General features: G+C 32.8%; 23 protein-coding genes and 3 pseudogenes. 8 read left to right on the top strand and 18 right to left on the bottom strand.

Going from position 1 to position 26,900, the window contains the following annotated elements; genetic code table 11:
- Positions 1-38: 38 nt before the first annotated feature.
- Together CLORY_RS08650 and CLORY_RS08645 are read right to left on the bottom strand one after the other, a co-directional pair.
- Complete coding sequence (locus CLORY_RS08650) at positions 39-1,808, bottom strand: oleate hydratase (RefSeq protein WP_079423309.1); 1,770 nt, start codon at positions 1,806-1,808, stop codon at positions 39-41.
- Positions 1,809-1,935: 127 nt separating this feature from the next.
- Positions 1,936-2,517 (bottom strand): TetR/AcrR family transcriptional regulator, encoded by a 582-nt coding sequence (locus CLORY_RS08645; protein WP_079423307.1) that lies wholly within the window; start codon positions 2,515-2,517, stop codon positions 1,936-1,938.
- A 266-nt stretch (positions 2,518-2,783) separates the two neighbouring features.
- On the opposite strand from CLORY_RS08645, the gene CLORY_RS08640 reads away from it, so the two are divergent.
- A complete protein-coding gene (locus CLORY_RS08640) occupies positions 2,784-3,248 on the top strand; it encodes a redoxin domain-containing protein (RefSeq protein ID WP_079423305.1) in 465 nt (154 codons plus the stop codon).
- A 284-nt stretch (positions 3,249-3,532) separates the two neighbouring features.
- Here CLORY_RS08640 and CLORY_RS08635 read toward each other — a convergent pair whose 3' ends face one another.
- Positions 3,533-4,900 (bottom strand): MATE family efflux transporter, encoded by a 1,368-nt coding sequence (locus CLORY_RS08635; RefSeq protein ID WP_079423303.1) that lies wholly within the window; start codon positions 4,898-4,900, stop codon positions 3,533-3,535.
- A gap of 442 nt (positions 4,901-5,342) precedes the next feature.
- Between CLORY_RS08635 and CLORY_RS08630 the strand changes: the two genes are divergently transcribed.
- Entirely contained in the window at positions 5,343-7,577 is a 2,235-nt protein-coding gene (locus CLORY_RS08630; protein ID WP_079423301.1) for a leucine-rich repeat domain-containing protein, read from the top strand.
- 262 nt (positions 7,578-7,839) lie between these two features.
- Here the strand turns inward: CLORY_RS08630 and CLORY_RS08625 are convergent, their stop codons facing one another.
- The 7 genes and pseudogenes from CLORY_RS08625 to CLORY_RS08600 all read right to left on the bottom strand — a co-directional run bounded on the left by CLORY_RS08625 (position 7,840) and on the right by CLORY_RS08600 (position 13,521).
- The gene (locus tag CLORY_RS08625) at positions 7,840-8,214 is read right to left on the bottom strand and encodes a hypothetical protein (protein ID WP_079423299.1); all 375 of its coding nucleotides are present in this window, start codon (positions 8,212-8,214) and stop codon (positions 7,840-7,842) included.
- Between the two features lie 16 nt (positions 8,215-8,230).
- A pseudogene (locus CLORY_RS08620) lies at positions 8,231-8,413 on the bottom strand (nucleoside triphosphate pyrophosphohydrolase family protein); the annotation flags it as partial.
- A 30-nt stretch (positions 8,414-8,443) separates the two neighbouring features.
- Positions 8,444-9,796, bottom strand: a complete 1,353-nt coding sequence (locus CLORY_RS08615; protein ID WP_079423297.1) for a TldD/PmbA family protein — start codon at positions 9,794-9,796, stop codon at positions 8,444-8,446.
- Positions 9,797-9,812: 16 nt separating this feature from the next.
- Complete coding sequence (locus CLORY_RS08610) at positions 9,813-11,192, bottom strand: TldD/PmbA family protein (RefSeq protein WP_079423295.1); 1,380 nt, start codon at positions 11,190-11,192, stop codon at positions 9,813-9,815.
- Positions 11,193-11,399: 207 nt separating this feature from the next.
- On the bottom strand, positions 11,400-12,407 hold the full coding sequence (locus tag CLORY_RS08605; RefSeq protein ID WP_242954376.1) for an AAA domain-containing protein: 1,008 nt from the start codon (positions 12,405-12,407) through the stop codon (positions 11,400-11,402).
- A 314-nt stretch (positions 12,408-12,721) separates the two neighbouring features.
- Positions 12,722-12,856, bottom strand: coding sequence for a hypothetical protein (locus CLORY_RS23960; RefSeq protein WP_278335309.1), 135 nt, complete (start codon positions 12,854-12,856; stop codon positions 12,722-12,724).
- Positions 12,857-12,945: 89 nt separating this feature from the next.
- Complete coding sequence (locus tag CLORY_RS08600) at positions 12,946-13,521, bottom strand: RQC-minor-1 family DNA-binding protein (protein ID WP_079423294.1); 576 nt, start codon at positions 13,519-13,521, stop codon at positions 12,946-12,948.
- A 477-nt stretch (positions 13,522-13,998) separates the two neighbouring features.
- Between CLORY_RS08600 and CLORY_RS08595 the strand changes: the two are divergent.
- A pseudogene (locus CLORY_RS08595) lies at positions 13,999-16,230 on the top strand (DEAD/DEAH box helicase family protein); the annotation flags it as partial.
- On the opposite strand, the gene mutT reads toward CLORY_RS08595, so the two are convergent.
- The 3 genes from mutT to CLORY_RS08580 form a co-directional block, all read right to left on the bottom strand.
- Positions 16,228-16,611 (bottom strand): 8-oxo-dGTP diphosphatase MutT, encoded by a 384-nt coding sequence (mutT, locus tag CLORY_RS08590; RefSeq protein WP_079423291.1) that lies wholly within the window; start codon positions 16,609-16,611, stop codon positions 16,228-16,230. The pseudogene CLORY_RS08595 and the gene mutT sit on opposite strands and share 3 nt — an antisense overlap.
- Before the next feature lie 177 nt (positions 16,612-16,788).
- Positions 16,789-17,091 carry a ribosomal maturation YjgA family protein gene (locus tag CLORY_RS08585; protein WP_079423289.1) on the bottom strand — a complete coding sequence of 101 codons (303 nt, stop codon included), beginning with the start codon at positions 17,089-17,091 and terminating at the stop codon, positions 16,789-16,791.
- Positions 17,051-17,401 carry an MmcQ/YjbR family DNA-binding protein gene (locus CLORY_RS08580; protein ID WP_079423287.1) on the bottom strand — a complete coding sequence of 117 codons (351 nt, stop codon included), beginning with the start codon at positions 17,399-17,401 and terminating at the stop codon, positions 17,051-17,053. Before CLORY_RS08580 ends, CLORY_RS08585 begins: the two co-directional genes overlap by 41 nt.
- A 55-nt stretch (positions 17,402-17,456) precedes the next feature.
- On the opposite strand from CLORY_RS08580, the pseudogene CLORY_RS24195 reads away from it, so the two are divergent.
- Positions 17,457-17,608 (top strand): annotated as a pseudogene (locus CLORY_RS24195) (type II toxin-antitoxin system YoeB family toxin); the annotation flags it as partial.
- Here CLORY_RS24195 and CLORY_RS08570 read toward each other — a convergent pair.
- Positions 17,609-19,372, bottom strand: coding sequence for a BglG family transcription antiterminator (locus tag CLORY_RS08570; RefSeq protein WP_079423285.1), 1,764 nt, complete (start codon positions 19,370-19,372; stop codon positions 17,609-17,611).
- A gap of 218 nt (positions 19,373-19,590) precedes the next feature.
- Here CLORY_RS08570 and CLORY_RS08565 point away from each other — a divergent pair, with 218 nt between their 5' ends.
- The 4 genes from CLORY_RS08565 (at position 19,591) to CLORY_RS08550 (ending at position 23,049) form a co-directional block, all read left to right on the top strand.
- Positions 19,591-19,902, top strand: coding sequence for a PTS sugar transporter subunit IIB (locus CLORY_RS08565; RefSeq protein ID WP_079423283.1), 312 nt, complete (start codon positions 19,591-19,593; stop codon positions 19,900-19,902).
- Positions 19,903-19,924: 22 nt separating this feature from the next.
- The gene (locus CLORY_RS08560; RefSeq protein WP_079423281.1) at positions 19,925-21,178 is read left to right on the top strand and encodes a PTS sugar transporter subunit IIC; all 1,254 of its coding nucleotides are present in this window, start codon (positions 19,925-19,927) and stop codon (positions 21,176-21,178) included.
- A 31-nt stretch (positions 21,179-21,209) separates the two neighbouring features.
- On the top strand, positions 21,210-21,545 hold the full coding sequence (locus CLORY_RS08555) for a PTS sugar transporter subunit IIA (RefSeq protein ID WP_079423279.1): 336 nt from the start codon (positions 21,210-21,212) through the stop codon (positions 21,543-21,545).
- A gap of 61 nt (positions 21,546-21,606) precedes the next feature.
- Entirely contained in the window at positions 21,607-23,049 is a 1,443-nt protein-coding gene (locus CLORY_RS08550; protein ID WP_079423277.1) for a glycoside hydrolase family 1 protein, read from the top strand.
- 602 nt (positions 23,050-23,651) lie between these two features.
- On the opposite strand, the gene CLORY_RS23250 is transcribed toward CLORY_RS08550, so the two are convergent.
- The 4 genes from CLORY_RS23250 to CLORY_RS08530 form a co-directional block, all read right to left on the bottom strand.
- Positions 23,652-23,816, bottom strand: coding sequence for a hypothetical protein (locus CLORY_RS23250; RefSeq protein WP_169911571.1), 165 nt, complete (start codon positions 23,814-23,816; stop codon positions 23,652-23,654).
- Between the two features lie 497 nt (positions 23,817-24,313).
- On the bottom strand, positions 24,314-25,222 hold the full coding sequence (locus tag CLORY_RS08540; RefSeq protein ID WP_079423275.1) for a DUF4351 domain-containing protein: 909 nt from the start codon (positions 25,220-25,222) through the stop codon (positions 24,314-24,316).
- A gap of 129 nt (positions 25,223-25,351) precedes the next feature.
- Positions 25,352-26,119: a phage replisome organizer N-terminal domain-containing protein gene (locus CLORY_RS08535; protein ID WP_079423273.1), complete on the bottom strand. Its 768-nt coding sequence runs from the start codon at positions 26,117-26,119 to the stop codon at positions 25,352-25,354.
- Positions 26,120-26,366: 247 nt separating this feature from the next.
- Positions 26,367-26,801, bottom strand: coding sequence for a hypothetical protein (locus CLORY_RS08530; RefSeq protein ID WP_079423272.1), 435 nt, complete (start codon positions 26,799-26,801; stop codon positions 26,367-26,369).
- Positions 26,802-26,900: the final 99 nt, after the last annotated feature.

Genomic DNA, 26,900 nt, shown 5'->3' with positions numbered 1-26,900 from the left:
TCAAAATAACTTTTTGCTAAATCAATAATGGTATCAAATTAAATTACATTATAACGTCTCAGCAAATCTTCAATAACTGTTCCTGATACCTTCTTCATAGCTTTTTTTTCAATTAAATTCAATATAAATGGAAGCTTCATATCAGTAAGCTTTTTGCCATCCATCATTTTTGATGTAGAATCCAGAAGCACACGGATATCATAACAGGAGTTAAATACCTCAGGTACTCCCCTGTCTACATTAAGCAAAGTATAAACTGCTTCCATAGCTGTTCTTACAGAATATTCAGTAGTAAATACAGTATCTCTAACAGTGTCAGCAAACTGTCCTATAAAAGCAAAATTCACACTTCCATCTGGAACAACCTTTGGCCTGTCACCTTTCGTTCTCGGCATGAAAAATGCTGTAACATATGGCATCATGCATGGAACACATCGAGCAGATTTTGCCGCCATATCATGTATTTTAGCTTCAGGTACCCCCATGTGATATAGCCATTCTTCAGTAATCTCCATACCTGTACATTCTTTCATAGGCTTTTTAATAAAATCACCTGGTACATCCGTAAACAAAGCATATACCCATACCACAAGTTGATTTCTAGATTGTTCTTTAAAATGCGGCTGACGATTTAAAGTATAACTCATAAGCCACTTTGAATCTTTCACTGTAATAATACCTCCAGTTACTACTTTACCACTGAAAGGATCTCGCTTACAAATTTTCTCAATGTATGGAGGAATTCTATCGTCAAGAGTAGTAATTGTTGCAGATTCCCAGTTTGTTGCCTTGGTATTTGTACAGAATTTATCCGGATGTCCAAAGGAAGAATCCTGTTTAGCAATATTTCTCCACAGCTCCCAGCATCCGCCCAGAGAATTATTAAATTTAGGTGCATGATTATTGTCTCCTAGAGAAGAATTCTCGGTGCAGCTGCCATTTGTAATAAATACTAAATCCTCCTCAATTAGATCAATGCATTCTTCCTGATTATTATGCTGACAAATAATTTTCGTAGCAACTTTCTTATTACCTTTAATATTAAAAATAATATTCTTTACTCTTGTATCATACTGAAACTGAACATTATGTGATTCGAGATATTTTATCATGGGTAAGATTAGTGACTCATATTGATTATACTTTGTAAACTTTAATGCAGAAAAATCAGGCAAGCCACCAATATGATGAATGAATCTTTGAATATATAGTTTCATCTCTAAGGCGCTATGCCAGTCTTCAAAAGCAAACATAGTTCTCCAATAAAGCCAGAAGTTAGATGAAAAAAATTGTTCTGTGAAAACATCAGAAATCTTTTTATCATATAAATCCTCATCACGAGTCATAAATAATTTAACAATTTCCATTGACGCTTTCTCACTCAATCCAAACTTTCCATCAGTATGAGCATCTTCGCCTCTATTTACAGTTGCTCTTATAAGCGAATAGTTTGGATCCTTTTTATTAAGCCAATAATATTCGTCTAAAACAGAAGCACCCCCTTTCTCAATTGAAGGTATAGAACGAAATAAGTCCCACAGGCACTCAAAATGATTTTCCATTTCTCGTCCACCACGAACAATGAACCCTTTTTGAGTATCCTTAACACCGTCACAAGCACCTCCTGGGAGATTAAGCTCCTCCAAAATATGAATATGTTCACCTTTCATCTGACCATCACGCACTAAAAAACAGGCAGCAGCCAAAGCTGCTAAGCCAGAGCCCACAAGATATGCTGACTTTTTATCTACACCTTCAGGTTTTTGTGGTCGTGCAAACGCTTCATAGTTTCCATTACTATAATACATTGTATCTACCCCCGATACCTTAATTTATACTTATATACTATAAAATACTTGAAACGTACTCAATAGACAATATAAGCCATGTGTTGAAGGTTTCAACACATGGCTTATATTGTAAAAATTTTGCACATCAGCATTGGTTTGTGTAAACACCATGATCGACTCTAAAGTTTTCAAGTGCCTTTGTAATATCACCATGAATAATAATATTTAATCGTTCTACAATAAGGGCTGGCTTTTCTTTCATGCCTGTCCGAATCCATTCAAACATAAGTCCTACAAATGCGCATTTATAAAAATTGGCTATGAAAGCCTTATCATCATCCCTAACAGTCATATGTTGTGCCTTTTCTTCTATAACATCAATTAAAAGATTATATGTCTCATTGTAAAGAAAGCGCTCCAAATGCTCTCTGCTAATTGAATGATAAGTGCTAACTACAAAAGCCTTATTTTTAAGTACATATTCAAAAATCTGCAAAATACCTTGCTGCCAGGTTTCATAAGTTTTTTTACCGTCAAGAGCCTTACTGGCTTCACTAGTATAAATCCATTCAACGAGATCGAATATATCTTTAAAATGGTAATAAAACGTCTGTCTGGTTACTTCGCAATCCTCTACGATATCAATAACTGTAATTTTATCAAATGATTTCTGCATAATTAACTTTTTAAACGATGATGCAAGTGCTTTTTTAGTCGTTTGTGCCATAAACTCCCCTCCAATTCAAACACATATACTCTCTAGAAAGTATCAGTGCTGCTTAAAACATAAAAATGATGGACAAGTATTATTTCACCTATAGGAAATTGTTTCCAATAGTTATATTATATCATTTTTAAATTTATTTTCATCTTAGACACTTTCAAAATAGAATATTTATTTACTTTTGGAATTCTACTCTTTTGTAAAAATTTTTGTTTAGGGAATCCTATATGAATGAATGGTAAATAACTAAAAATGAAAGGAAGATTACAATGAATCCAATTCAAATAGGTGCTGATGCCCCAGACTTTACTGCAAAAGATAATAAAAACCAAAATGTAAGCTTATCTGCTTATAGAGGAAAAAAAGTACTTCTTTCCTGGCATCCATTAGCGTGGACTCCGGTATGTACTGATCAAATGAGAGCATTAGAAACAAATTTAGAGAACTTTCAAAATCTCAACACCGTTCCCCTCGGATTTAGTGTAGATTCTCAACCTTGTAAAGAGGCATGGGCAACAGCACTGCAGATTAAAAATGTTAGCCTCCCAGCTGATTTTTGGCCTCACGGCAAAATAGCCCGTGATTATGGAATATTCGATGAAACTGAAGGGGTATCAAAGCGGGCAAATATCATTATCGATGAAAATGGTACGGTACAATGGATTAAAGTTTATCCAGGGGAACAGCTGCCAGATATCAACGAAGTTCTGCAGGTTTTATCCAGCAGTAAATAAAAGAACAATTTACGCAGTAAGAATATATAATAAAATTTCATTATCTGTATACCAATAGTGCTGGTAATTTGTATTTACCAGCTCATAATTATAATATCTTCTGTCATATCATAGAAGGAGTAGATACCAGGATATTTCCATTCATCTGCAATTTCAAGGGCAGTCTTTTGATCCATTTTTTCTATTTTAAACATTCATACTCACCATCTTTTCTCTTTTTAATATTTGAACTTTAAATCAACTTTTGCAATAGAAGGTCAATTTAATATTTAAAATTTACACTCCTACTGTCTTAAATTCAGCGCTGGATGCCTCCGAATCTGGCGCCTTGCGTAAAAGAAGATACCTACTTGTCCAATTCCCGCTAATGCCCAAGTGACTGGATAGCAGGTAAAAAGCATAATCTCTGTAGGATGCCAAGCAAAAACCGTATCTAGCCAAACTATCCTCATAATGCAGGCACCTACCAGTGTAGAAATCATAGGCATTATTGAATAGCCCATCCCACGCGTAATACCCGGATATACGTTCATGACGCCGCAAGTGAAGTATGCAGCCATCATGATATTCATTCGAAGCTTTCCTAGTTCAATTACTGACCTATCAGAGGTATAAATACCAATCATCTGTCCTCCAAAAAGCAGTATTGCACCGCCCAAGAGAATCCAAGTAGCAAAGATCAATACAGTACATACCTTTGCAATAGTGTCAATTCTATCATACTTCCTCGCACCCATATTCTGCCCGGTAAAAGCGATAGCCGAGTTATAATATGCATTCATTGTAGTGCCAACATAATTTTCCACATTGGACGCAGCAGAACTAGCCGCTACCATAGTAGAGCCGAAGGAATTGATAGCAGACTGAATCAAAACATTTGAAATAGAAAACATCAATCCCTGCATTCCAGCAGGCAGCCCAATTCTTACAATAACCTTTAGCTTATTAACATCTATATGCAGCTTCCGTGGAACGAAGCGTATAGCTCCATCACACCTGTACAAGCAGAGCATAATAAGAAGTACAGAAAGATACTCTGAAATAACCGTAGCGCATGCTACACCAGCTACGCTCATGTGAAACACTATTACAAAGAGTAAGTTGAATATCACATGCAAAGTTCCTGTAACCAAAAGATAATACATGGGGCGTCTACTGTCACCTGCAGCACGTAATATACCTGCAGCAAAATTGTACACCATGGTTGCAGGAGTGCTTATAAAATATATTTTCATGTACAGTACCGACAATCCGATAATATCCTCAGGAGTACCCATCATGTTCAGCAAGGGTTTACAGAGAACTATGCCCATTATCATAACAATCAACCCGCCGATGATGCTAATGGCAATGGAAGTATGAACGGATTTGCTTACATCAGCTAGCTTGCCAGCACCGTAATCTTGTGCCACGATAACGGTGGTACCTACCGATAAACCCATAAACAGATTGACGATCAGGTTAATAAGAGCGCCTGTAGAACCTACTGCAGCCAGCGCCTTGCTGCCCGAAAAATGTCCTACTACTACCATATCAGCAGTATTGAACATCAGCTGCAAAATATTCATTGCCATGATAGGCAAAGCGAAGATCAGTATTTTCTTGAACAGTGGACCGCTGCTCATATCCATGTTACGATTTCGTGAAGTCATAATAGCATTCGCTTCCTTTTCATTCCATTCTTATGTTTGTTAGAAAAATTTAAAACCATTTGTATTATTACAGTACACCAATCATAAATTTCTGTGGTGATTTATAATTCCTATACTAATTGTACCAAAATTTCTTAATCATACAAACAAGAAAACAGTCATAAGACATTATCTACTATTTATAAGCCTTATGACTGCTATTAGCTTCTAAGTTCTGTCTTAGATTTTTCATCAATTTTTTTCGCCGCATTTCAAAGTGGCGGCTATTATGATTTTACAATTTTGAGACAACTTGCAGATATTCATTCCAAATCTGTATGATACAATAATTTCGTATAATTTACACCTGGGAGATTTTCCGTTAAGAACTTTTTAAGATTATTAACGTATTAAAATGTGATATTATATATTTACAAGCAATATCAGTAAAGGAGACAATCAAATGAGAAACAAAAAACTACTCAGAAAAGTAGGCATAACTTTATTAGCAGGAATGCTTATTTTTCCAACCTCAGTAAACGCTGTTTCGCTAAATGGACATGACAGCTTTATAGTTGAAAATGGTATATTAGTCAAATACGTAGGAAGTGAAAAGAATATAGTAATTCCAGATGGAGTTAAAAAGATAGGTGCAGACGCATTTTCTTATGATTCTTCCATACAAAGTGTTACTGTTCCAAAAACAGTAAAAGAAATTGGATTTGATGCATTCGCAGATTCAAACGTAGAAAAAGTGACTATAGAAGATGGAGTTCAAACTATTGATGATGATGCTTTTTACAACTGCAAAGAGCTTAATTCAATTTCCATTCCAAAGTCAGTAACCAAAGTCGGAATTCAAGCTTTTGATAATACAAAGTGGTTTGATAATTTTACCAATGATTTCTTTGTTGTCGGAGATGGCATTCTTCTCCAATACAAAGGAACAAGTTCAGAAGTTACTCTCCCTAATAATGTTAAAACTATATATGAAGACGCCTTTAAGGATAATACGAAGCTCACAAAAGTCACACTACCAGACGGTGTCACTGAAATTGGTACAAATGCTTTTTACGGCTGCAGCAATCTAAAATCAGTTACTATTCCAACTTCAGTGACTTCTATCGGAGAAAATGCCTTTAAAAATACACAATGGTTAAGCAAGAATACAGATGAGTTTCTTATTGCAGGCAACGGTATTCTAATGAAATATAACGGCACTTCAAAGGATGTAACTCTGCCAGCTAATGTAAAAATAATAACCAAATCAACTTTCTATAACAATAAAACCCTGCAGAAAATCAATTTACCACAAAGCTTAAAGAAGATAGATGAATCTGCCTTCAGCGGCTGCACCAATCTGCAAACAGTTGTATTTCCAGCTTCAATAGAGACTATTGGAAATAGCAGTTTTTCAAACTGCACCTCTCTTTCTAAAGTCAGCTTTGAGAATAATTCAAATTGCAAAGAACTGGGTGGTGCAGTATTTATAAACTGTAAAAAGCTTAAGAGCATTAAGCTTCCCAATAAATTAACTATAATCTATGGCAGCCTTTTTTATGGTTGCTGCAATTTAAATAATGTTGAAATACCAGCTTCAGTAACATCTATTGGTGAAAAAGCTTTTAGTGGATGTGAAAAGCTTGCTTCCATTATACTTCCTTCTTCACTAAAAAGTATCGAATTTAATGCTTTTGGCAATTGTAAAAGCATTAAATCATTAAACATTCCAAATGCAGTCAAGACTGTCAATTCAGATGCATTTAAAAACTGCAGCAGCCTTAATAGAATCACAGGTGGAAAAGGACTAACCACAGTAGATAAATACTGTTTTGATGGAACTAGTTGGCTAAAGAATTACAAAGGAGATTTTGTCATTCTAAGCGGAAAACTTCTTAAATATAAAGGAACTAAAGCATGTGTGAATATACCTTCAACTGTTTCAGCTATAAGCCGCTATGCTTTTTCAGAAAACAAAAAAATTACTAAAGTAACTATTCCCGGAAGCGTTAAAAACATTGGTGAGGAAGCTTTTATGAACTGCAGTAATCTAAAAAGCGTATCTATAAAAAATGGAGTAAATACCATAGGTGCTATGGCCTTTTACAAATGTCCAAAGCTTGTATCTATAACCTTACCTAACTCCTTAAGAAAGCTTGAAGGTGCAGCTTTTATGGATTGTACAAAGTTAAAATCTGTGAAGCTGCCAAACTCCGATGTAGATTATAAGGACGGTATTTTCAAAGGAACAGCATGGCTTAAAAACTATAAAAAGGACTACGTAATCGCGAGCAACGGAACCTTACTTAGCTACAAGGGGAATTCTTCCAAAATAACATTACCATCTAGCATAAAAAGAATAGCTGCTGAAGCATTTTCAGATGCAAAAGGTGTAAAAGAAGTAATAATCCCTTCTTCTATAAAAGTTATTAAAGATGGTGCTTTCTCAGGTACAAATATTAAAAAGGTTACAATCCAAGATGGAGTAAAGGAAATTGAAGCAGGAGCCTTTGTTAATTGTTACATGCTAACTGACATAACAATCCCAGCTAGCGTATCAAAAATTGATACAAGCTCTTTTGGTTCTGATGAAGAACAGTATATGACTATTAACTGCAAAAAGGATTCTACTGCTTATCAGCTTGCTTTGTATTACTCAAAAGATTCTGGAAATAAAATTATTATTAATACAATTTAACAGATTTCTATTTAAAAAAAGTCAGGTTGAAATTGTTCAGCCTGACTTCTCTATCTATCACAGATATTATAAACACTTTTAACTCCGTTCACTTTCTGATTATCTAGGATGCTTTCATATAGGATTAAAATACTTTTCAAATCACTCCATCATATTTTTTAACAAAAAATAGAAGGAATTTTCCCCTCTATTCTTATCTACTGTTTATCGAACATACTTGCTTATGTTTTGTGAGTTTGCTTAAAGCTGCAGCTGCTTAATTCTAATAAGGAGCTTTATCAATATAATCAGTAAAAACAACTCCACAAGAAGCACAAAAGCTATCATTTTCTTTAATCTTCCTATTGCCGCAATTTTGACATTCTAAAATACCGTCCTCTAATTGCATTTTAGAATTTCTATGATTTTTGTAGAACATATCTAATTTTCTATCCTGTCTAAATTCGATAATTAATATTATGATGGAGAAAAAAGAAATACATCCACCTATTACCAAACTTATAATTATCAGTATTCTAGCTGGTATAAAACCAAATAATTTTCTTAGCAAATAGCAGAGCACTGGAACTATAAAGCAAAACATAACAATAACCCCAACTACTTTCCCACCAAGATCATTTGAGTTTATTTTTTTCATTTTAACACCCCAACATGTATCCTAAAGCATTAGCAAGTCCAACTGCAATCTCTAATACATCGGCTAATTCCTCTAGATTTTTATCTTCTAGGAATTCTCCAACTTCCTCTTGAAGCTTTTTCTCTAACAGCTTGTATTTTTCTTCCTTAGATACTATTTCAATATTGCATTTCCTGGTGATTAATAATAGTGAAGCCATACTGAAATGGTACTTCGTCAACACTCATTCCTACTCTCCAGCTATAGAAAGTTCCTTAACTATTAAGGTCGGACTACCAAAATATCCTTTTCCTGAAGGAATGCCGAATCTTATATCTGAACCTACTTCCTCAATATTTCTCAAAAGTTCATAAAAGTTTCCCGAAACTGTAATTTGCTCTACAGGTCTTTCCACGCTTCCATCCTTTATTAATAAACCTTTAGCAGCCAATGAAAAATCTCCGGATACAGGATTTGCACCTGAATGAAGTCCCTGGAGCTCTGTAATAAGGATTCCATTCCCTAGAGCCTTAAGCATTTCTTCATAACTGTTATTCCCTGGTTTAAAGTAAAAATTCGAAGGTGCAACCTCAACTGGTGAAGAATAAGTCACTTTTGAGGCATTTCCTGTGCTTTTCACTCCTTCTTTAGCTGCAGTGGTTAAATTATGAAGCAAGGTCTTAAGCTCTCCTTTTTTAACGATTTCCTTAGTGTAAGTTGCAACTCCTTCAGCATCAAAGGGTCTGGAATTTAATCCTTCCCTAAGAAGCGGATCATCCATAATTGTTACTGCCTTGCTTCCAATTGTTTCTCCTAGTCTGTCCTTTAATAGAGACATTCCTTTTTGCGCATTATCCGCACTAAATATACCCGAAAAGGTTTGAAGAAGCTTTGCTGCTATATCATTTTTCAGAGCGACTCTATACTTGCCTGATTTTACTGTTTTAGCTCCCTTGTATGCTAATGCCTTGTCAACTGCTTCTTTTGCAAGCAACTTAGAATCTATTTTCTCAAGATCTCTAACTGCTTTGAAAGCATAGTCTGAATTCATTCTTTCACCATCTTTAACAACTGCCTCAACAACACCAAATATAACATTTGATTTAAAAGATAAATTAAGTCCCTTAGAATTTATTATCTGAGTAAGGTCCTCTCCTTCCTCGATTTCGCTTTCTACTCTTATAACGCTCTCATCCTGGTTCTTAGCTTCAGCTTCCAAGTCATAAGCAAGCTTTATCTTTTCACTCACCGCAGTTTTAGAAAGTTTCTCTCCAAAGCCTTCAAACTGAGTGTATTTTTCATCTCCTGCATATATTATTTCTTCATCCTCTTTTTCGATAATAAGAGCATTTTCCTTTGCCGAATTTACAACAAAATAAGCAGCCGACTCGTCCAATATCTCAGTATACGCATAGCCCATTTTGCCGTTATATAATCCTCTAAAACTTAGTCCCTGACTTCCGCTTACAGTGTACTTATCAATTTCTCCTTCAAATACTTGTACACCAAGAGAAGTTCCATTTGAATAATATATTTCATATTCACTAAAGCCATTTTCCGCTGCCAATTTAAATACCATTTCTTTAAATCCATCTAATGTCATCTTAAAACCCCCTTTCTTACCTTCCGCCAACAGTTATTTCAGAAACTCTTATCATAGGCTGTCCAACATTAGTAGGAATGCTTCCACTGCTGGAACCGCACATTCCTTGACCTTGCTGCATATCTTTTCCTACCATATCTATATTCATAAGAATCTCGTCGCCTTTACCTATTAACGTAGCGCCTCTAACTGGCTTATCAATTTTTCCATTCTTTACAAGATATCCTTCAGCTACTGCGAAGTTGAATTCTCCAGTGACTGGATTTACAGAACCCCCACCCATCTTTTTAGCATAGAGTCCGTTATCTATAGAAGCTATAATATCCTCATTAGAATCCTCACCGGCTGCAATAAAAGTATTGGTCATTCTTGAAGTAGGGGCGAATTTATAAGACTGCCTTCTACTACTTCCTGTGGATTCCATGTTCATTCTTCTTCCATTAAGTTTATCTACCATATATCCTTTTAATATGCCCTTTTCAATAAGAATCTTTTTCCTTGTAGGTGTTCCTTCGTCATCAATATTAAGTGAGCCCCAAAGATTTGGCATAGTCCCATCATCGATTGCTGTTACCTTTTCTGAGGCTATCTTTTGTCCTAATTTTCCTGCAAAAATAGAATTTTCTTTAGCTACAGATGATGCTTCTAAAGCATGTCCACAAGCTTCGTGGAATATTACTCCCCCAAAGCCATTATCAATTGCAACAGTCATTTTGCCAGCAGGGCACGCATCTGCATGGAGCATAGTCACCGCAGTTTTACTTGCTTCCCTAGCATAAAAAACAGGATCTATAATTTCAAACATTTCAAAACCCATTCTTCTTCCTGGTCCTTCAAAGCCTGTCTGGTTTTCATTTCCACTGCTGGCAACAGAGTTTATCCCAAGCCTTGTTCTTACTCTTCTGTCCTCTGTTAATAAGCCTTCACTATTTGCAATAAGCACCCTTTGCTCCTCATCAAAATAAAATATCTCTACCTGAGCAATCTCACTGTTGTAATCCTTAGCAGCTCCATAAGCCTGCTTTACTATATTTACTTTTTTAGAATTTGTTATTGAGGAAGGCATATATATTATTGGGTGAATATTTGAGTTTATTCTTTCGATAAGATTAATTTCCTTTTCTTCCTTACCTTCTCCTAAAGCGCTGGCCGCCCTATAAGCAGCTTCCAGCAAACCTTCCCTGCTTTTATCGTTAGTGTAGGCATATACGCATCTCAAGCCTTTGAATATTCTAATTCCAACACCAAAATCTCTGCCTGAAACGGCATTTTCAATTTTACCATTAATCATATTTATAGTATTTTTTATGGTATCTTCAACAAATATTTCAGCGAAATCCCCGCCGCTTCGTAATGCCTTTGATAATACTTCTCGAAGTATATCTTTTGAAATCATACTAGCATCCCCTTTCTACTTCCAATATTAATATTCTGTATATTGTTGTGAAATTCCTTCCAAAATTTTTTATCTGTTTTCAACAAATAGCTATTCAACAGATTTTATTAGCCTCGTGCAGTTGTTTCACCTTATTTATAAGTTGATCAAATTTTATTATAGCTAATCAACCAAAGGACCAAGCTGCAACAACACTTTCATTCTTACCTAAAGAGATATCTCCATCAGTGAAGACGCATACTTTTTTTCGAAATGACCATTTTCAGTGATTAAATTTGATTTTTTCATATTCAAAAGAGCTAATCTATTCTTCTCTTCTAGCTTTTCTTCAAGTGATTTTTGAGAATTTACTAGATCATCTTTTATCTTTTGACCCTTTTCACCATCCAATTTATAACTGCTAATATCAGGATACTTACCACCCTGATTCTCAAAAAATTCAGTCCTATTTTGCTTATTTCCTAAATATGCTGCTATAAAATCAATCTTATATTTCTTAAGCTTTTCAAAAACATTTAAAGTAGCAGAACTATTGTTAGAAACAACTGCCACTGTTTTCTCTTCCATAACAGCATTTGCAATAATATTTAATATAGTCTGAGTCTTCCCAGTCCCAGGAGGTCCTTCAATAACACTAATTTGATTAGTCAAAGCCTTTTCAGCAGCTCCCTTTTGGCTTATGTTAAATCCAAAATGGAAGACTATCTGACTAAAATGCGTTATGCTTTTAATTGTCCCATGCTTCAGGTACTTATATAAAACACTATCAGGACTTATAGCTGTCATATTCTGATACTGCCTGCTTATAAAATCATTATCATTTTGGAAATCAATACTACCTGCAAGTTCTTTTAAATAGGAAAAGCAATCTAAGCAAACTGAATCCTCAAGACTATTCTTTTGTATCACTAGCTCCGCTTTACGATATAACTTATGATATCCAGTTTTAAATATTAACCTAATGTAACTAAGTTCTTCAAATTTAATAATTTTAGTAATTCCTGAGATTGGAATACCTTTTTCATAAACAATTATTGTTTTAGGATTAATTTCTATGCAATTTCTACTCCATTGAACATTGTAGCTGCTGTAAGTATAAGTTTTATTGTTTTTAAACGTTATGTTACGCTTACCACTAGTTGTTGGGCTGCAATTTATGATTTCTTCTGTTTTATCTTCATTTCTTATTAGGATTAGGTTCTTTTCTATGTTCAACGTTGATACGTCTTTAAGTTACATTTATAGATATATATTTAATAAAACCTTTAACTGAAAATAATATTGATACTTTATCCACTTAAGATAGTTATTTATTAACTTTTATTAAAAGTAGCCATTAAAATATAATCATTCTTCTTTACAATTATACCATAAAACGAGTTATACATCCAAAATATGTAATATGTGTTTGCATTATGATTAATTATAATATAAAATCTATTACAGTAGAAAATCTTGAAGAATATAGAAAATTAGTTCTTAAGGCTAAAGATTTATCTTAAATAAATAGCAGCCATATAAGTTATAACTCATATGGCTGCCACTATATATTCCTGAATTTTATAGTTTTTTCTCTTTTTAATGCTGTCTCTTTTTTTCCTTTTCTCAGTTCTAGCCTTTAAAAAGCTCTTCTTCACTATATCCCAAAGCGTCAGCAAGTCCAACAAGAACCTCTAATACATCGATTAATTATCAATGTATTTTTGTGTTGTATCTTTATTTATATTTTCAAACTGCAGTTTATTTTCTTTCCCTAGATAGATTTCAAACTTAAAATAGTTCTATCAATCATTAATCTAACTTTTTTTACCTCATTTATTTGCCATCTTGTTAAAAATCGAATAAACCCTATATTTTTGCTTTCTCCAATTTTAGATAAAAGCATGATAACCACCTGTCTATTAGTTTGTTTAAGTTGTTCAATAAAATCCCAAATAGCATTTGCCTCTAAATTTAATATGCAATTATAAAGTTCATCCACATAAACTGGTTTATAAGTTTCCCAACCGAACTCTGAGAATATAATCATAGGCAACCTTCCATTATATTCTATATGTAAATAATCATTTATAATCATCCAATCTACGATTTTTGTTATTTCCTCTATCGATAATTGCTTGTAGTATCCATAGCTTGGGCATTTGTTAAGCTCTTTCTCCAGAAGTTTCTTATCTTTTGATCCCTTAAGTATCTTGGCTAACATTGTCCTACCACCTGTAAAAATAATTTCGTCCGCTGCTCGAAGTATACTATTGATTTCTTCTCCAGATGGAGATTTAACTCCTCTTAAATCACTTAATTCATAATGCACCCTTGGCTTTCTGCTCATAATTATCAAACCTCATTTATTTCAATTGAATTTTTCCACACGGCAAAGCGGTTTTATAAACCTCCTCACTTTTCAACTCATCTACTTCTACGCTGACAGTTCCATTTTTCATATTTGCTATAAAGTGAAATTCCATATTTTTGTTCATAATTTACATTATATTCAACGTATAAAAAATCCCATTTCGTTTTTCTTACTCCTATTCACAATTCTTTTATTTATGTTAAAAGCACACAGCTTAAATAAAAGAATAATATTAACATTATTTTATTACTTATCTAAAAAATTAGCAATAGCATATTTTTCAATTTTATTCCAAATATCTGGCTTCCCAAGAACTTCCATGAATCATGTCGTAATTTTACATATGTAATTACTCTTTTATTCTACTGAAACAAATTTCTTTTTTGGTGATATAATAAAAACAGCTTATGCTACAATATCAATAGATACAATTTTCTACAAGGAGATACTCATATGGATAACAAGATAGATAATAATAGAAGTTTCTTAGAAGCTGCAATTGATTCAAAATCCATTGATGATGCATCCTCACCAGTCATTGATGATATCATAAAGGCAAGTGAGACTGGTCTTATAAATAATTTAATAGATTCTAATCTTGCACTTAGACCTAGGCTTATTATAAATAATTACAGTAAAGGTGAGAAAGTATTAAGTGAAATAATCTCAGAACTAACAAAATGTACTGAGTTTATGATATCAGTAGCTTTTATCACAAGCAGCGGTATAGTCCCTCTTTTAGAGACCCTTAAATATTTAGCTCAAAAGGGAATTAAGGGCAGTATTTTAACAACTGATTATCTTAATTTCAGTGAACCGAAAGCACTTAAAAAGCTGCTGAAATTTTCAAATATCAGTTTAAAAATGTATAGTAAAGACAGTTTTCATACTAAGGGATATATTTTTAAACATAGCAATCATTATAAACTAATAGTTGGAAGTTCTAATTTAACTCAAACAGCACTGACAAAAAATAAAGAATGGAACATTAAAATATCTTCTTTAGAGGAAGGTGAGTTAACAAAGTCTGTATTAGATGAATTTGAAAATATGTGGCTTGAGGCTGAAGATTTAACCATTGAATGGATTGAAGCCTATGAAAAAATCTATAAAAAGCAGAGACAATCTGTCAGAGAAAGCAAAGTTCCTAGACTTTCTCAATATAAATTAAGACCAAATAAGATGCAGGTTTCTGCTATTCAATCTTTAGATAACCTTAGAGAAAAAGGAATAAATAAAGCATTATTGATTTCCGCTACAGGAACAGGGAAAACTTACTTGTCAGCCTTTGATGTAAGAAATTATAATCCAAGGCGTGCGTTATTTATTGTGCATAGAGAACAGATAGCTAAACAGGCTTTAAACAGCTATCAAAATGTTTTTGGTGATACTAAAACCATGGGAATTCTTTCGGGTACTTCTAAAGATATGGACAAAGATTTGATCTTCTCAACTGTTCAAACATTATCTAAAGAAGAAGTATTGCATAGCTTTGATAAAGATGAGTTTGATTATATTATTATCGATGAGGTTCATAAGGCTGGTGCAATGAGTTACCAGAAGATCGTTGACTACTTTAAGCCTAAGTTTTTATTGGGTATGACTGCTACACCAGAAAGAACTGATGATTTTGATATATTTAAGATGTTTGATTATAATATAGCTTATGAGATACGTCTGCAGCAAGCATTAGAAGAAAATCTGCTATGCCCTTTTCATTACTTTGGCATTACGGATATTTCTATAGACGGAAAAGTTTTGGACGATACTACCGATTTTAGATATTTAGTCAGTGACGAACGAGTTAACCATATAATCAAGAAACTCAATTTTTATGGTTACTGCGGCGATAAAGTAAAAGGACTGATATTTTGCAGTGATAAAAAAGAAGCAAGAGAATTATCTGATAAATTTAATAAACGTGGTTATAGAACAGTTGCATTGACTGGAGATAATAGTCAGCCAGAACGTGAAGTTGCCATCGAGCGTTTAGAACAGGAGGAAAATAGCAATTGTCTAGATTATATCTTTACCGTTGATATTTTTAATGAAGGTGTAGATATACCTGCCGTCAACCAGGTAGTAATGCTAAGACCTACCATGTCCTCCATAGTTTTTATACAGCAGTTAGGTCGAGGACTTAGACGCTTTGAAAACAAGGAATATGTTGTCATTATCGATTTTGTGGGAAATTATAATAAAAATTTCTTAATACCAATAGCACTTTCAGGTGACAGGAGTTATAACAAAGATACAATAAGAAAATATGTGATGGAAGGTAACAGAATTATCCCAGGATGCTCCACTGTTAATTTCGATGAGATCTCAAAAAAACGTATTTTTGAATCCATTGACAAAGCCAATTTTAATGATATAAAACTTATAAAAGAAAGTTATAATGCATTAAAACAGAAGCTAGGAAGAATTCCTAGACTAAAAGACTTTGATATACACGATTCTATTGATCCTGTAAGAATATTTAACAGCAACAGTTTGGGTTCCTACCATAGATTTTTAACCAAGTATGAAAAAGAATATAATATACAGCTTACCCCTACTCAGGAGTCCTTTATTGAATTCATTTCAAAAAAGCTTGCCTCAGGAAAAAGAGTTCATGAATTAGAGCTGATTAAATATACAATTAATAACAAAGTCAAGCTGATAGCTGGATTAAGACGAATATTACATTTCTTTAATTTTCTTAACAACCAATATATCCGCTGGTACCCATCTTAGGTTGTCCAATTCTTCTATCATCACCCATTTTACAGCATTGTGAGCATTTAAATGCATTTCTCCACCACATACATCGCACATAAAACAATGCATTGTAAGATGGAAATTCGGATAATCATAATCAACCGTTGTTATGTACTTAGAAATCTTAATATCAAGTTCTAACTCTTCTTTGATCTCACGAATAAGAGCTTCTTCTCTTGTTTCCCCAGCTTCAATCTTTCCACCTGGGAATTCCCACATGTTTTCAAAATCTCCATAACCACGACGTGTAGCAAATATTTTATTCTCGTGTTTTATAACAGCTGCAACTACTTCTATTGTTTTCATATATATCATCACCTCGAACATGTATATAATTATACTATAAGTTAGTGAGAAAATAAAATTGCAGGATAATTAGCTTCTTTGAGGTTAATCCCAGATAACTTAATCAGATAGTTTTTTGTATTGTAAACTTGTACCTGTAAAAATTTTCACCCCTGGGCACTTGGGCGTGACTGAAAGTCATTCCCTTGCTAACAATGTATTATCTTCCACACCAAGAATTTGCACCAGTTTAAAGTACTGCAAGCACTCAACAAATGCAGCAAATAAGAATATCCACAGCGGAATCAGTTTATTCTTATTCGGAATAATAACTCTGACTGCACAATACAACACCATGACCACCAGCATATCTCCCACATATGGTCTAATAAATGCATCATGCACGTAAATTGCAATCACCGTCTCAATACACATGAACGTAGCAAATACAATCAGATATTTAATTCTTTCTTCTCTTCTGTTTCCCTTTTGTAAGTTCATAACTCTCCTTAATCATTGTTTCTATATCCCTGTTTGATATAGTTCCATCTAGAATAATAGAATTCCAGTGTTCTTTATTTAAATGATACCCTGGCACCACCGATTTAAAAGCACTTCGCCAAAAATCCCGCCACTCTGGATCACATTTTACATTAATCCAGATATGACCCTCTTTTTCATATATCCATGCAAATACTTTCTTATTTTCGCTATGCCGCATCACAGTCCAGTTTGGATCATGAAACGGATAATCTTCATATACATTTTCAAACTTACTGCAAAACGCAATTACTTCTGCTCTTTCTAACATTTCTTCATCTACTCCTAAATGAAATAGTTACCTCTTACCTATTGTACCATATAAGATGAATAAAATTTTTACTGCGAATGGCTGGAAAGACTATGTCTACTGGCAGACGGAAGATAAAAAAACATTAAAAAAAATCAATCAATTAATTGAGGATATTGCTAGGAACGGAAATATAGGAATGGGAAAGCAGAAGCATTAAGTGGAAATTTATCTGGATTCTGGAGCAGAAGAATCAATGATAAAGACAGGCTCATTGACAACTACAAACATACCTGTCCTTATAGCATTCATATGCATAGAATGTGGTATTGCTATACCATTAAATGCTGTAGATGACATAGCTTCTCGTTCAAATACCTCTTGCTTAAAATAAGGATTTATATAGCCCTGTGCTTCCATTTCGCTACACATAAAATCAATTGCTTCTTTTTCATTTTGAAATTCCCTATCTTTTTGAAACAAGGATTTATTAAAAATAGAATGCAAATTTCCCAAAAACTGAAGTTTGTGTTTATGCTTCTTTACCTCTTCTATTTTGTTAGAAATGAGTTTTCGATCTCTTTCAGTTAGAAAGGTATTTATAATGACGAATGGTAATGTAGTAAAATTAGTAAATCGAACTGTAGAAATAATAAAATCAACATTTATATTCTGTAATTGTTTTTCCTTAGTTACTATATTTTTTATTAATAATGAATCACTAAATAATGACGACAAACTCTCTGCTAATTTTATATCCAAATCGTAATATTGAGGAAATAGAATAGCACAGGTGATTTTAGTTTCTAAGTTTTTCTGATTTACCAAAGCAGAGCCGATATGCAATGTAATATAGGCTATTTCATCCTCATTAATTGGGCTGCCCGTGTAGGTTTTTATTATATATGATATATTGACCGCACAATTATAAATGAATGGATAACTGTTTTTTATAGAGTCTTTTAAAGGATTCTTACTATAATGTTTGCTTTTAATACGAATAAGGAGATTTTTTATATGCAAAGCAAAGCGTACCAAAAACTCTGGTTGATTAAAATCAATGTAGTATTCGCTTCTAATTTCTTGTGTCAAATCGTTTACAAGTTTCATACACTCCTCTCCAACTAATTGATCTATATTAGGGTTATTTCCTTTTTCATAATCTATATTCGTTGCATGGCTGATAATTAATAAACTTAGTTCGTAGATCTCATTTTCATTATACTTAATGTCATATGCCTTTTCTAGCTCCCCAGCAATATCACAAGCTATCTCATATTCATGTTGTTTAATTAACATTTTACTGTTTTCCTCTATATAATCATAAATATAATTGTGTTTTACACGATCAATTGAAATAACAACATGCAAAACTAAGTTCATCAGTGAATAACTATTTATATAATAGTGATACTTTTTAAATTCACTTAATATGATTGCTTCAATTTCTTCTATATCATAGTCTACAAATGCATTTTGAATAGTATTAATATCCAACGGGTTATTATTCAGTTTTTCGTACATAATTGAATTTATAATCCTTCTCTTGTTTTTCTCTAGCCCCTCCAAATAGACATTATCTCCGCTAACAATTAAAGTTAAATCAAATTTGTAACATTTACTCTTAACTTTATGTAAATCAGCCTTTAATGTAGCTTCGCTAACATAAATTTCTTGACTAAGCTCATAAATATCAATACTTTTTTCAGCAATTTTAACGAGTTTTATAATAATATAATCAATTCGTTCTTCAGGTGTTTGGGGAATTAAAGAATTCGCAGCTTTTAAAAAGATTTGAACTTCAGGTTTATTCACCTTATATCCATTTCTTGATGAAATAATCAAATCAGGGTTTTCTTTTTTTACTTCTGAAATATAATTTTTAATACTACGTAAAGATACATTCAATTTTAATGATAATTGTAAAGATGTCGTCCAATCATCCTGGTTCTGTAAGTAATTTAATACCTTTAACGCTTTCGCATTTACCATAGAATATCTCTGCCTTTGTTAAAAGATTTATATTAATACATATTTTATTCTATAATTAACTTTCCCAATAAACAAATAATTATTTGCACTCCTATAAGGCAACAAATATTTGCACTTTGAAGGTGTAGCTATTTACTGGAATAGCTTTATGGATTAAGTGATAATATAGACATAACCAAATTTAAACGTTACCAAATATGGTCGGAAGGAGAATACAAATGAAAAAATTAAATGTTCTACTAGTATGCGGCTCAGGTGCAAGCAGCGGATTCATGGCTGCTAACATGAGAAAGGCTGCAAAAGAAAGAGAATTAGATATTACGGTTAATGCAAGAAGTGAGGCTGAAATTGAAAATTATATAGATGAGATTGATGTATTAATGATAGGGCCTCATTTAGCTTATTTGCTTGATGAAATCGATGAAATTCTGCAAGGAACTGACGTAAAAGCAATATTAATGAAATCAGAGTATTATGCTACTCTTGATGGCAATAAGGCTTTAGAACATCTTTTATCAACAGTTCAATAATAAATAAGAAAGGGATGAAATCATGAAAAGTTTGATTAATTGGCTTCAAAATAGTTTTTCTCCAAAAATGAATAAAGTTAATAATAATGTTTGGGTAGTTTCAATTAAAGATTCTATTATGCAGACACTCCCATTTATTTTCTTAGGCTCAGTCTTCTGCCTATTAGCAATATTAAACAATTACTTTCCAAAACTACCAAGCTTTTGGACACCATTTGGATGGACTATGGGTAAGATATCTCTGTTTGTTGCTTTCTTAATTCCATTTAATTTAATGGAAAAGAAACGTCTCCGCAAACAGCGTTTTATAGCTGGTATGAGTAGTTTAATCCTATTTTTAATTGTAATTTCACCTCAAGTTGAAGCTGATAAAATTATTGGGTTCGGACACAGTTCCTTAGGTGCAGGCGGCATGTTTATTGCAATATTCTGTGGTATTTTTACAGGATATATTATGAGTCTGCTAGGTAAGTTCTCATTCTTTAAACAGGATTCTTCAATTCCTGACTTTGTAAGAGCTTGGTTCGATGCTATGCTGCCTATTGCTATTGTTGTATGTACAGGATGGATTGTCGTATTACTTTTTAGAGTTGATTTATATAATATCGTACTTTCAATATTTATGCCATTATCCAAGTTTGTTGAATCCCCGTTTGGATTTATAGCTATAATGTTCATTTATTGCTTCTTATATTCTATGGGTATTTCCAGTTGGGTATTGACACCAGTAACTTCACCAGTATTTTTAGCTGCAATAACTGCAAACATTGCATTAGCAAAAGCAGGAACAGCTTCTGCTGCAAACTTAAATTTAGTTACTAGCAGTACGATTTATTCAGCATATCTATGGGTTGGCGGTATAGGCTGTACATTACCACTTATAGCGATGTTTATACGTTCTAGATCTCAAAAATTAAGTTCTTTAGGTAAAGCTTGTCTTGTTCCAAGTATTTTTAATATCAATGAGCCTCTTGTATTCGGTGCAATAGCTTGGAATCCATATTTAATGATTCCAATGTGGCTTCAGGGAATCATACTGCCGCTTACAACTTATATATTCACAAAAATAATTCCATTTGCACCGATTCCAAAAATACAATTTGAAATGTGGTATTGTCCTTTCCCACTTTCAACATGGTTTACAACTGGAACAATAACAGGAATTATATTACTAGCTATTAATATAGCAATATCAGCAACTATATGGTATCCATTCTTCAAAGCTTATGAAACTCAGGAAATTAAAGCTTTACAATCTCAAAAAGCTGATGAATAAACAAATCGTAAATGACAAGGAGATTTAAAATATGGATGAACAAAAACTACAAACAACTATGGAAATAATTATAAATGCAGGTGATGCACGTGTAAAGTGCAAACAAGCTCTAGATGCCATCGCAGTTTCAGACTTTGTGCTAGCAAAAGAAAATCTTAAAGAAGCTCAAGAAAAGATTACAGTTGCTCATAGAGCACAGACAGATGCTATCCAAAAGGAAAGTGCAGAAGAAACTGCGGATTATTCAATATTGTTTGCACATGCACAAGATACATTGATGACGATTAACAGCGAAATTATTCTTGCTAAACAGATGATTAAAATTTTTGAAAACTACGATAAAAGAATAACTGCACTAGAAAAATAAAAAACAGAGCGTCTTCAGCAAAGCAACCATGAAGACGCTTTTAAAAAGGAGAAGTGATTCAATGAACAGAGTACCAGAAGGTTTTCCAGAAGATTTTCTATGGGGCGGTGCTGTTGCTGCCAATCAATTAGAAGGTGCTTACACTGAAGATGGAAAAGGTTTATGTGTTTCCGATATAAATGAATTTCATGATGATATAGCCTTAGACAAAAAATATAATGAAGAGATAACTTCAACTTATATCAACGAGGCATTGAAAAATGAAGGACGGATATTTCCTAAACGTTGGGGCATAGATTTCTATCATACCTATAAGCAGGATTTAAAATTACTTGCAGAGCTAGGCTTAAAAACTTTTCGTACTTCAATTAACTGGGCTAGGATTTATCCTAACGCTGATGAAAAAGAACCAAATGAGGCTGGATTAAAATTTTATGATAGCTTAATTGATGAGATTATTAAAAATGGTATGGAGCCAATGATTACAATATCCCACTATGAAATGCCGTTGCATTTAACCACTGCCTATAAAGGATGGTATTCAAGAGAAACCATTGATTTCTTTGTGCGATATTGCAAGACACTGTTTGACCGTTACAAGGGCAAAGTTAAGTATTGGATTATAGTTAATCAGATAAACTTAATTATTCATGAATCTTTTAATCATTTAGGAATTGCAGAGGATGTAGTGGATGATTTGGTAAGCGCTAAATATCAAGGTGTGCATAACGAAATGGTCGCTTGTGGGCTGGCAACAAAATATGCACGTCAAGTTGATTCAAATTACCACATCGGTATGATGCTGTGCGGCGGACCTGCATATGCTGCAACGTGCAAACCAGAAGATGTGTTTGCTACCGTGAGAAGGAATCAGATGGAATACTTCTTTTCCGATGTATTACTGCGCGGTTATTACCCAGGTTATGCTTTCCGTTATTTCGAAGACAATAATATTAATGTTAAATTTGGTGAAGGTGATGAAGAAGCTCTTAAAAACACTGCCGATTTCATGTCTTTCTCCTATTACTATACGAGAATCTGCGATGCTCAAAGTGTAAAACAAAAGCAAACCGCCTATCGTAATCCACAACTTCCTGCTAATCCATGGGGATGGACTATTGACCCCATTGGTCTTCGTACGTTTTTAAATTTATTTTATGATCGCTACCAATGTCCGATTTATATCACTGAAAACGGCATAGGCTATTATGATAAATTAGAACCAGATGGTTCAATTCATGATTTATATCGTATTGAATTTTTTAAAACGCATATTGAACAAATGAAGGAAGCAATTAAAGATGGTGTGGATTTACGTGGATATTACACATGGGCTCCTATTGACATAGTAAGCTGTTCTTCTAGTGAAATGAGCAAACGTTATGGTTTTATCTATGTAGATATAGATGATTATGGCAAAGGTAGCGGAAAACGTTATTTAAAGGATAGTTATGAATGGATGAAGAAAGTTATTAAAAGTAATGGAGATGATTTGAGTATATAAGTTGTGAAAACCTTGAAAGACTCTTTCATAGTAGTCAACTATAGGGTTTCTACTGCAACTATTAACTTATACACGCCGAATGAGTGTTGAACCGTTCGATAATTTGACATGTATAAGTTAAGTTTTCATATAGAATTCCTATACAATATTAAACATGTGGCTGCCTCATTAATTACTTTATTCAGCAGCCACATATGGATTTCAAGAATTTATGGTAACCATAATCCTAATTCCTATCAAAAAAACTCACAGCAGCTTTTAATAGAATTCTCAACCATATCGCTAACTACATGATCAGTGAAAAACGCGGTAGCAAGTAAAAATTAGTCACTACGTTCCAGTTTTTACAATGAGATCAGGTACACAACACAAAAAATGTAAATTAAGAAAGATACTCAAAAATTAAGAGTATCTTATTGCTTTAATATCTTATTTATGTTTACAATAAAATCATTTGGTTATCATTATAAAAGATAAATAAATGATCTGAAAGAATACTTTCCTGCTTTAAAGATAATGATAAAAGAAAATTATATAAGGACTTTATAGAAAGTACTATAAGTTTAAAATCACATGCTATAGCAGTTACCTGTGACTATTGGTTATCCCAAATAAGTTAGATTCAAAACAACCTTTTTAACCATTATAGCCCAAGGCATTTTTATTATAAATACCAACCATTCTAAATCTTTTACAGTTTCTATATCCAATATATCTTCAATAATTAACTTCAAACTACTGCTATCTAATACTCTAATCTTTTCCATTAGGACAATTGGGCCATTAGATTAAAGTAGCAAAATAATCCTTTTCAAATCTATTTAAATAATATATTTTATCCTCATAATTGTTTATTATGGATTCAATAAAGGCTTCATTATATCAAAATATGCATTTTTTATCATCTAATTCTAATTATTTGCATAATATTTTTTCAGTCTGAAATTTAAAATTTACACCTCGAAGGCTTTAGCGAGACCCATGGTTGAACTTGGTACTGTTCATTTTTCCGTACCATTCATAAATACCTAATAAGATGCATCCAATTCCAGTGTTCTTTATTCAAATGATATCCTGGCACCACCGATTTAAAAGCACTTCGCCAGAAATCTCGCCACTCTGGATCACAGTTCAGTTTGGATCATGAAACGGATAGTCTTCATATACATTTTCAAACTTACTGCAAAACGCAATTACTTCTGCTCTTTCTAACATTTCTTCATGTACTCCTAAATGAAATTTACTAGTCAAAGACGCTCTACGATTAAAAATACTTTTTCAAGTCCTCTACCTTCTCCAATTCAAATATATCCGTAGCTATAGCATCTAAAATTTCCTCAGAAAGTGACTTTATTTGATTTATATACTCATCAGGAACTTTTTTAAACTTCTTCAAAAGCTGCTTTATTAAAAGATTTGCCTTGCCTTTTGTTTCTCCCTCTTTAAGTCCCTCTTTAATACCTTCCTTGATACCTTCTTTAATTCCTTCTTTTAAAGCCTCATCTCTAATCATTTTACCTATTTCGGTCAATATAATCACCTCTTTTAATTTTTTCTTACTCACTTCATCTCCAAATTTATCCATTAAGGCATATAACATGCTCATACACTGCATTTTTATATTTTCTTCTGCTATATCTTCAGCCATTTCAATACTTTTTATTGCTCTTTCACCTTTACTGATTTTACTACTCATTAGAGGCAAAAAAGTTAAAGAGAGAATATCTTCATTACTCAATGATTTCTGATTACTTATCTTGTTTTGTAAATATTTTAATTTTTCATCACCATCCAAATTTTTCATATAAAATGGTTCGATTTTATATTGTATTGTTCCTGCATCAACATATTTTTCAACATCTTCAATATCTGAAGAATAAACAACAATAGTTCGTACCTTCCTCTTTTCCTTGTAAAACAGTGATGCATCGTAATAAAGAAATCTCTTTATGTCATCTTTCTTATCAGTAGTTTGAAACTCAAAGTGAAGGTAGTTCCCATCTTCAGTATAAAATAAATAATCTGTATAATTTGTTTTAATTTCAATATTTTTAATTTCGGTTTCAGCTACTGAAATAATTTTTGCATCGATACCGAAAAAACTAACTGCACTTTGCTTAAATACTTCCATTGCTTTTTTCAAGACTGCATCTTCAATTTTATTATAATCCATATGTATCACTTCTTTCTACAATAACTTTTCCATTTTATATTATTCCTTAAAATGCCAAATATATACGTACAGATGTTCCTATCTTATGTATGTCACTTGTCACGTGCCAGGCACGTGACAAGTGACATATCAACCAAAGGACCAAGCTGCAACAACACTTTTCTCCTCACCTGAAGTGACATCTCCCTCAGCAAGACTACATACTTCATCATCTATAGCTTCACTGTTTAAAATTTCTTGAGCTTTTGCATTAATATTTATTAAATTATTCTTCTTATTCCTATTCCGTTTCTTATTCTTTTTAGTTTCCAATACTAAAGTGTCATTTTTATGTAAGCTATCTTCCTTAAGACTATTTTCCATAATATCCTCATCTATAGCAGCCGTTCCATTTTTACTAGTAACCTCTAAATCTGCTGTAGCTGCCACAGCGTTTTCTGCACTATTTTCTACTAGCTTATTTTCTGATGTTTTATCTTTATCATTAACTATTTCAAGCTTTGGATTATCGCTTAAAGCTGCAGTAGTATTTAATTTGCCTTCTATATTATCAGATATTTCTTTTTCCTCTGCCTTAATATTTTGGTGCTTGGCAAAGTTCCTTACCTTATATACTTTGTCTTCAGTAAGCTCAAGCATTTCTAATTCTATAAATGTATCAAGAGCTAATTTAACTTGAGAAATATCCCTGTTAAATTCTATTGCTAAAGTCTCAATAGTATATGGAATATTTTTAGAAAGATACAGCTCACCCACCAAATTAACTTTTCCTGCTAACAGCACGATTCTGCTCCATATATAAAAAATAACATCTCTTTCCGGCTTTGAGTCCATTATTTTGAATTTAGTATCCTCGTACATATCTACTCTTAATTTTACATATCTTCTCTCTCTCATGTGCAACACTCTCCTAATATTTATATTCTTTATAAGGTAACCTTGCATGCTTTTGCATTAAAGCATTCACTAATTAGAAACCTCATATTTAATATATGCACTATTTAGCAAAGTTACCGGAAAGTTTTGCAATAATCATGAGTTTATGAGAACTTTCCTTGACTTGGAATATATAAGAAGATCAATGCTTATTTGAAATTTACACCCCTAGGGTTTTGCAAACTAATTCCTCTTCATTTTCAAAAGATTATTTCTGAAAATCATCCAAGCTTTCATTTGCAGCATCTAATACTTCATTTACAATACACAGCAAAAAATAAATTAACTCTGAAACGCCAAGAATTAAAAGTAAAATAAATGAAATGTTTGATATAACACTATTATTAAAAACAAACTGTGTCATTAATAATAGTGAAGCTATACTTAAATAGGACCTAACTGTCTCAGTATTTCCCTCTGCATATGGTTTTTTATGATGAACTATACTTATGAAAAAAAGGATTATATTTATGGTAAATTGCATAATTATTAATAAAAATACTAAATATGTAATAATGGATAATACCTTTAAACTCTTTACTTTCACCAAAATTGCTGCAAATATCCATAATAACCCTGCAAAGTCATTAGTAATAAACTCCATTAAAATGACTTTTAAATGTTTGTTGATAAACTTTTTCATAATAACTTTATCTCCTTATTCAAATTTAATAATTACAAGATATCATAGTCACTGTACAATAAAACGTACTTAGATATTCTCATAAAAAAATAGCAGCCA

It is taken from the genome of Clostridium oryzae, assembly GCF_002029235.1.
Taxonomy (GTDB): Bacteria; Bacillota; Clostridia; order Clostridiales; family Clostridiaceae; genus Clostridium_AE; species Clostridium_AE oryzae.
Note: the sequence above shows the minus strand (reverse complement) of the source record. Positions and strands in the feature narration are given on the sequence as shown.

Coding starts and splice junctions, on each gene's coding strand:
- CLORY_RS08550 (WP_079423277.1), top strand. CDS start 21,607: ATGAACAGAGTACCAGAAGGTTTTCCAGAAGATTTTCTATGGGGCGGT.
- CLORY_RS08585 (WP_079423289.1), bottom strand. CDS start 17,091: ATGAACTTACAAAAGGGAAACAGAAGAGAAGAAAGAATTAAATATCTG.
- CLORY_RS08560 (WP_079423281.1), top strand. CDS start 19,925: ATGAAAAGTTTGATTAATTGGCTTCAAAATAGTTTTTCTCCAAAAATG.
- CLORY_RS08630 (WP_079423301.1), top strand. CDS start 5,343: ATGAGAAACAAAAAACTACTCAGAAAAGTAGGCATAACTTTATTAGCA.
- CLORY_RS08570 (WP_079423285.1), bottom strand. CDS start 19,372: ATGGTAAATGCGAAAGCGTTAAAGGTATTAAATTACTTACAGAACCAG.
- CLORY_RS08635 (WP_079423303.1), bottom strand. CDS start 4,900: ATGACTTCACGAAATCGTAACATGGATATGAGCAGCGGTCCACTGTTC.
- CLORY_RS08625 (WP_079423299.1), bottom strand. CDS start 8,214: ATGAAAAAAATAAACTCAAATGATCTTGGTGGGAAAGTAGTTGGGGTT.
- CLORY_RS08615 (WP_079423297.1), bottom strand. CDS start 9,796: ATGACATTAGATGGATTTAAAGAAATGGTATTTAAATTGGCAGCGGAA.
- CLORY_RS08530 (WP_079423272.1), bottom strand. CDS start 26,801: ATGAAAAAGTTTATCAACAAACATTTAAAAGTCATTTTAATGGAGTTT.
- CLORY_RS08600 (WP_079423294.1), bottom strand. CDS start 13,521: ATGAGCAGAAAGCCAAGGGTGCATTATGAATTAAGTGATTTAAGAGGA.
- CLORY_RS08540 (WP_079423275.1), bottom strand. CDS start 25,222: ATGGATTATAATAAAATTGAAGATGCAGTCTTGAAAAAAGCAATGGAA.
- CLORY_RS08565 (WP_079423283.1), top strand. CDS start 19,591: ATGAAAAAATTAAATGTTCTACTAGTATGCGGCTCAGGTGCAAGCAGC.
- CLORY_RS08645 (WP_079423307.1), bottom strand. CDS start 2,517: ATGGCACAAACGACTAAAAAAGCACTTGCATCATCGTTTAAAAAGTTA.
- CLORY_RS08610 (WP_079423295.1), bottom strand. CDS start 11,192: ATGATTTCAAAAGATATACTTCGAGAAGTATTATCAAAGGCATTACGA.
- mutT (WP_079423291.1), bottom strand. CDS start 16,611: ATGAAAACAATAGAAGTAGTTGCAGCTGTTATAAAACACGAGAATAAA.
- CLORY_RS08580 (WP_079423287.1), bottom strand. CDS start 17,401: ATGTTAGAAAGAGCAGAAGTAATTGCGTTTTGCAGTAAGTTTGAAAAT.
- CLORY_RS23250 (WP_169911571.1), bottom strand. CDS start 23,816: ATGGAAAAGATTAGAGTATTAGATAGCAGTAGTTTGAAGTTAATTATT.
- CLORY_RS08650 (WP_079423309.1), bottom strand. CDS start 1,808: ATGTATTATAGTAATGGAAACTATGAAGCGTTTGCACGACCACAAAAA.
- CLORY_RS08640 (WP_079423305.1), top strand. CDS start 2,784: ATGAATCCAATTCAAATAGGTGCTGATGCCCCAGACTTTACTGCAAAA.
- CLORY_RS08535 (WP_079423273.1), bottom strand. CDS start 26,119: ATGAGAGAGAGAAGATATGTAAAATTAAGAGTAGATATGTACGAGGAT.
- CLORY_RS08555 (WP_079423279.1), top strand. CDS start 21,210: ATGGATGAACAAAAACTACAAACAACTATGGAAATAATTATAAATGCA.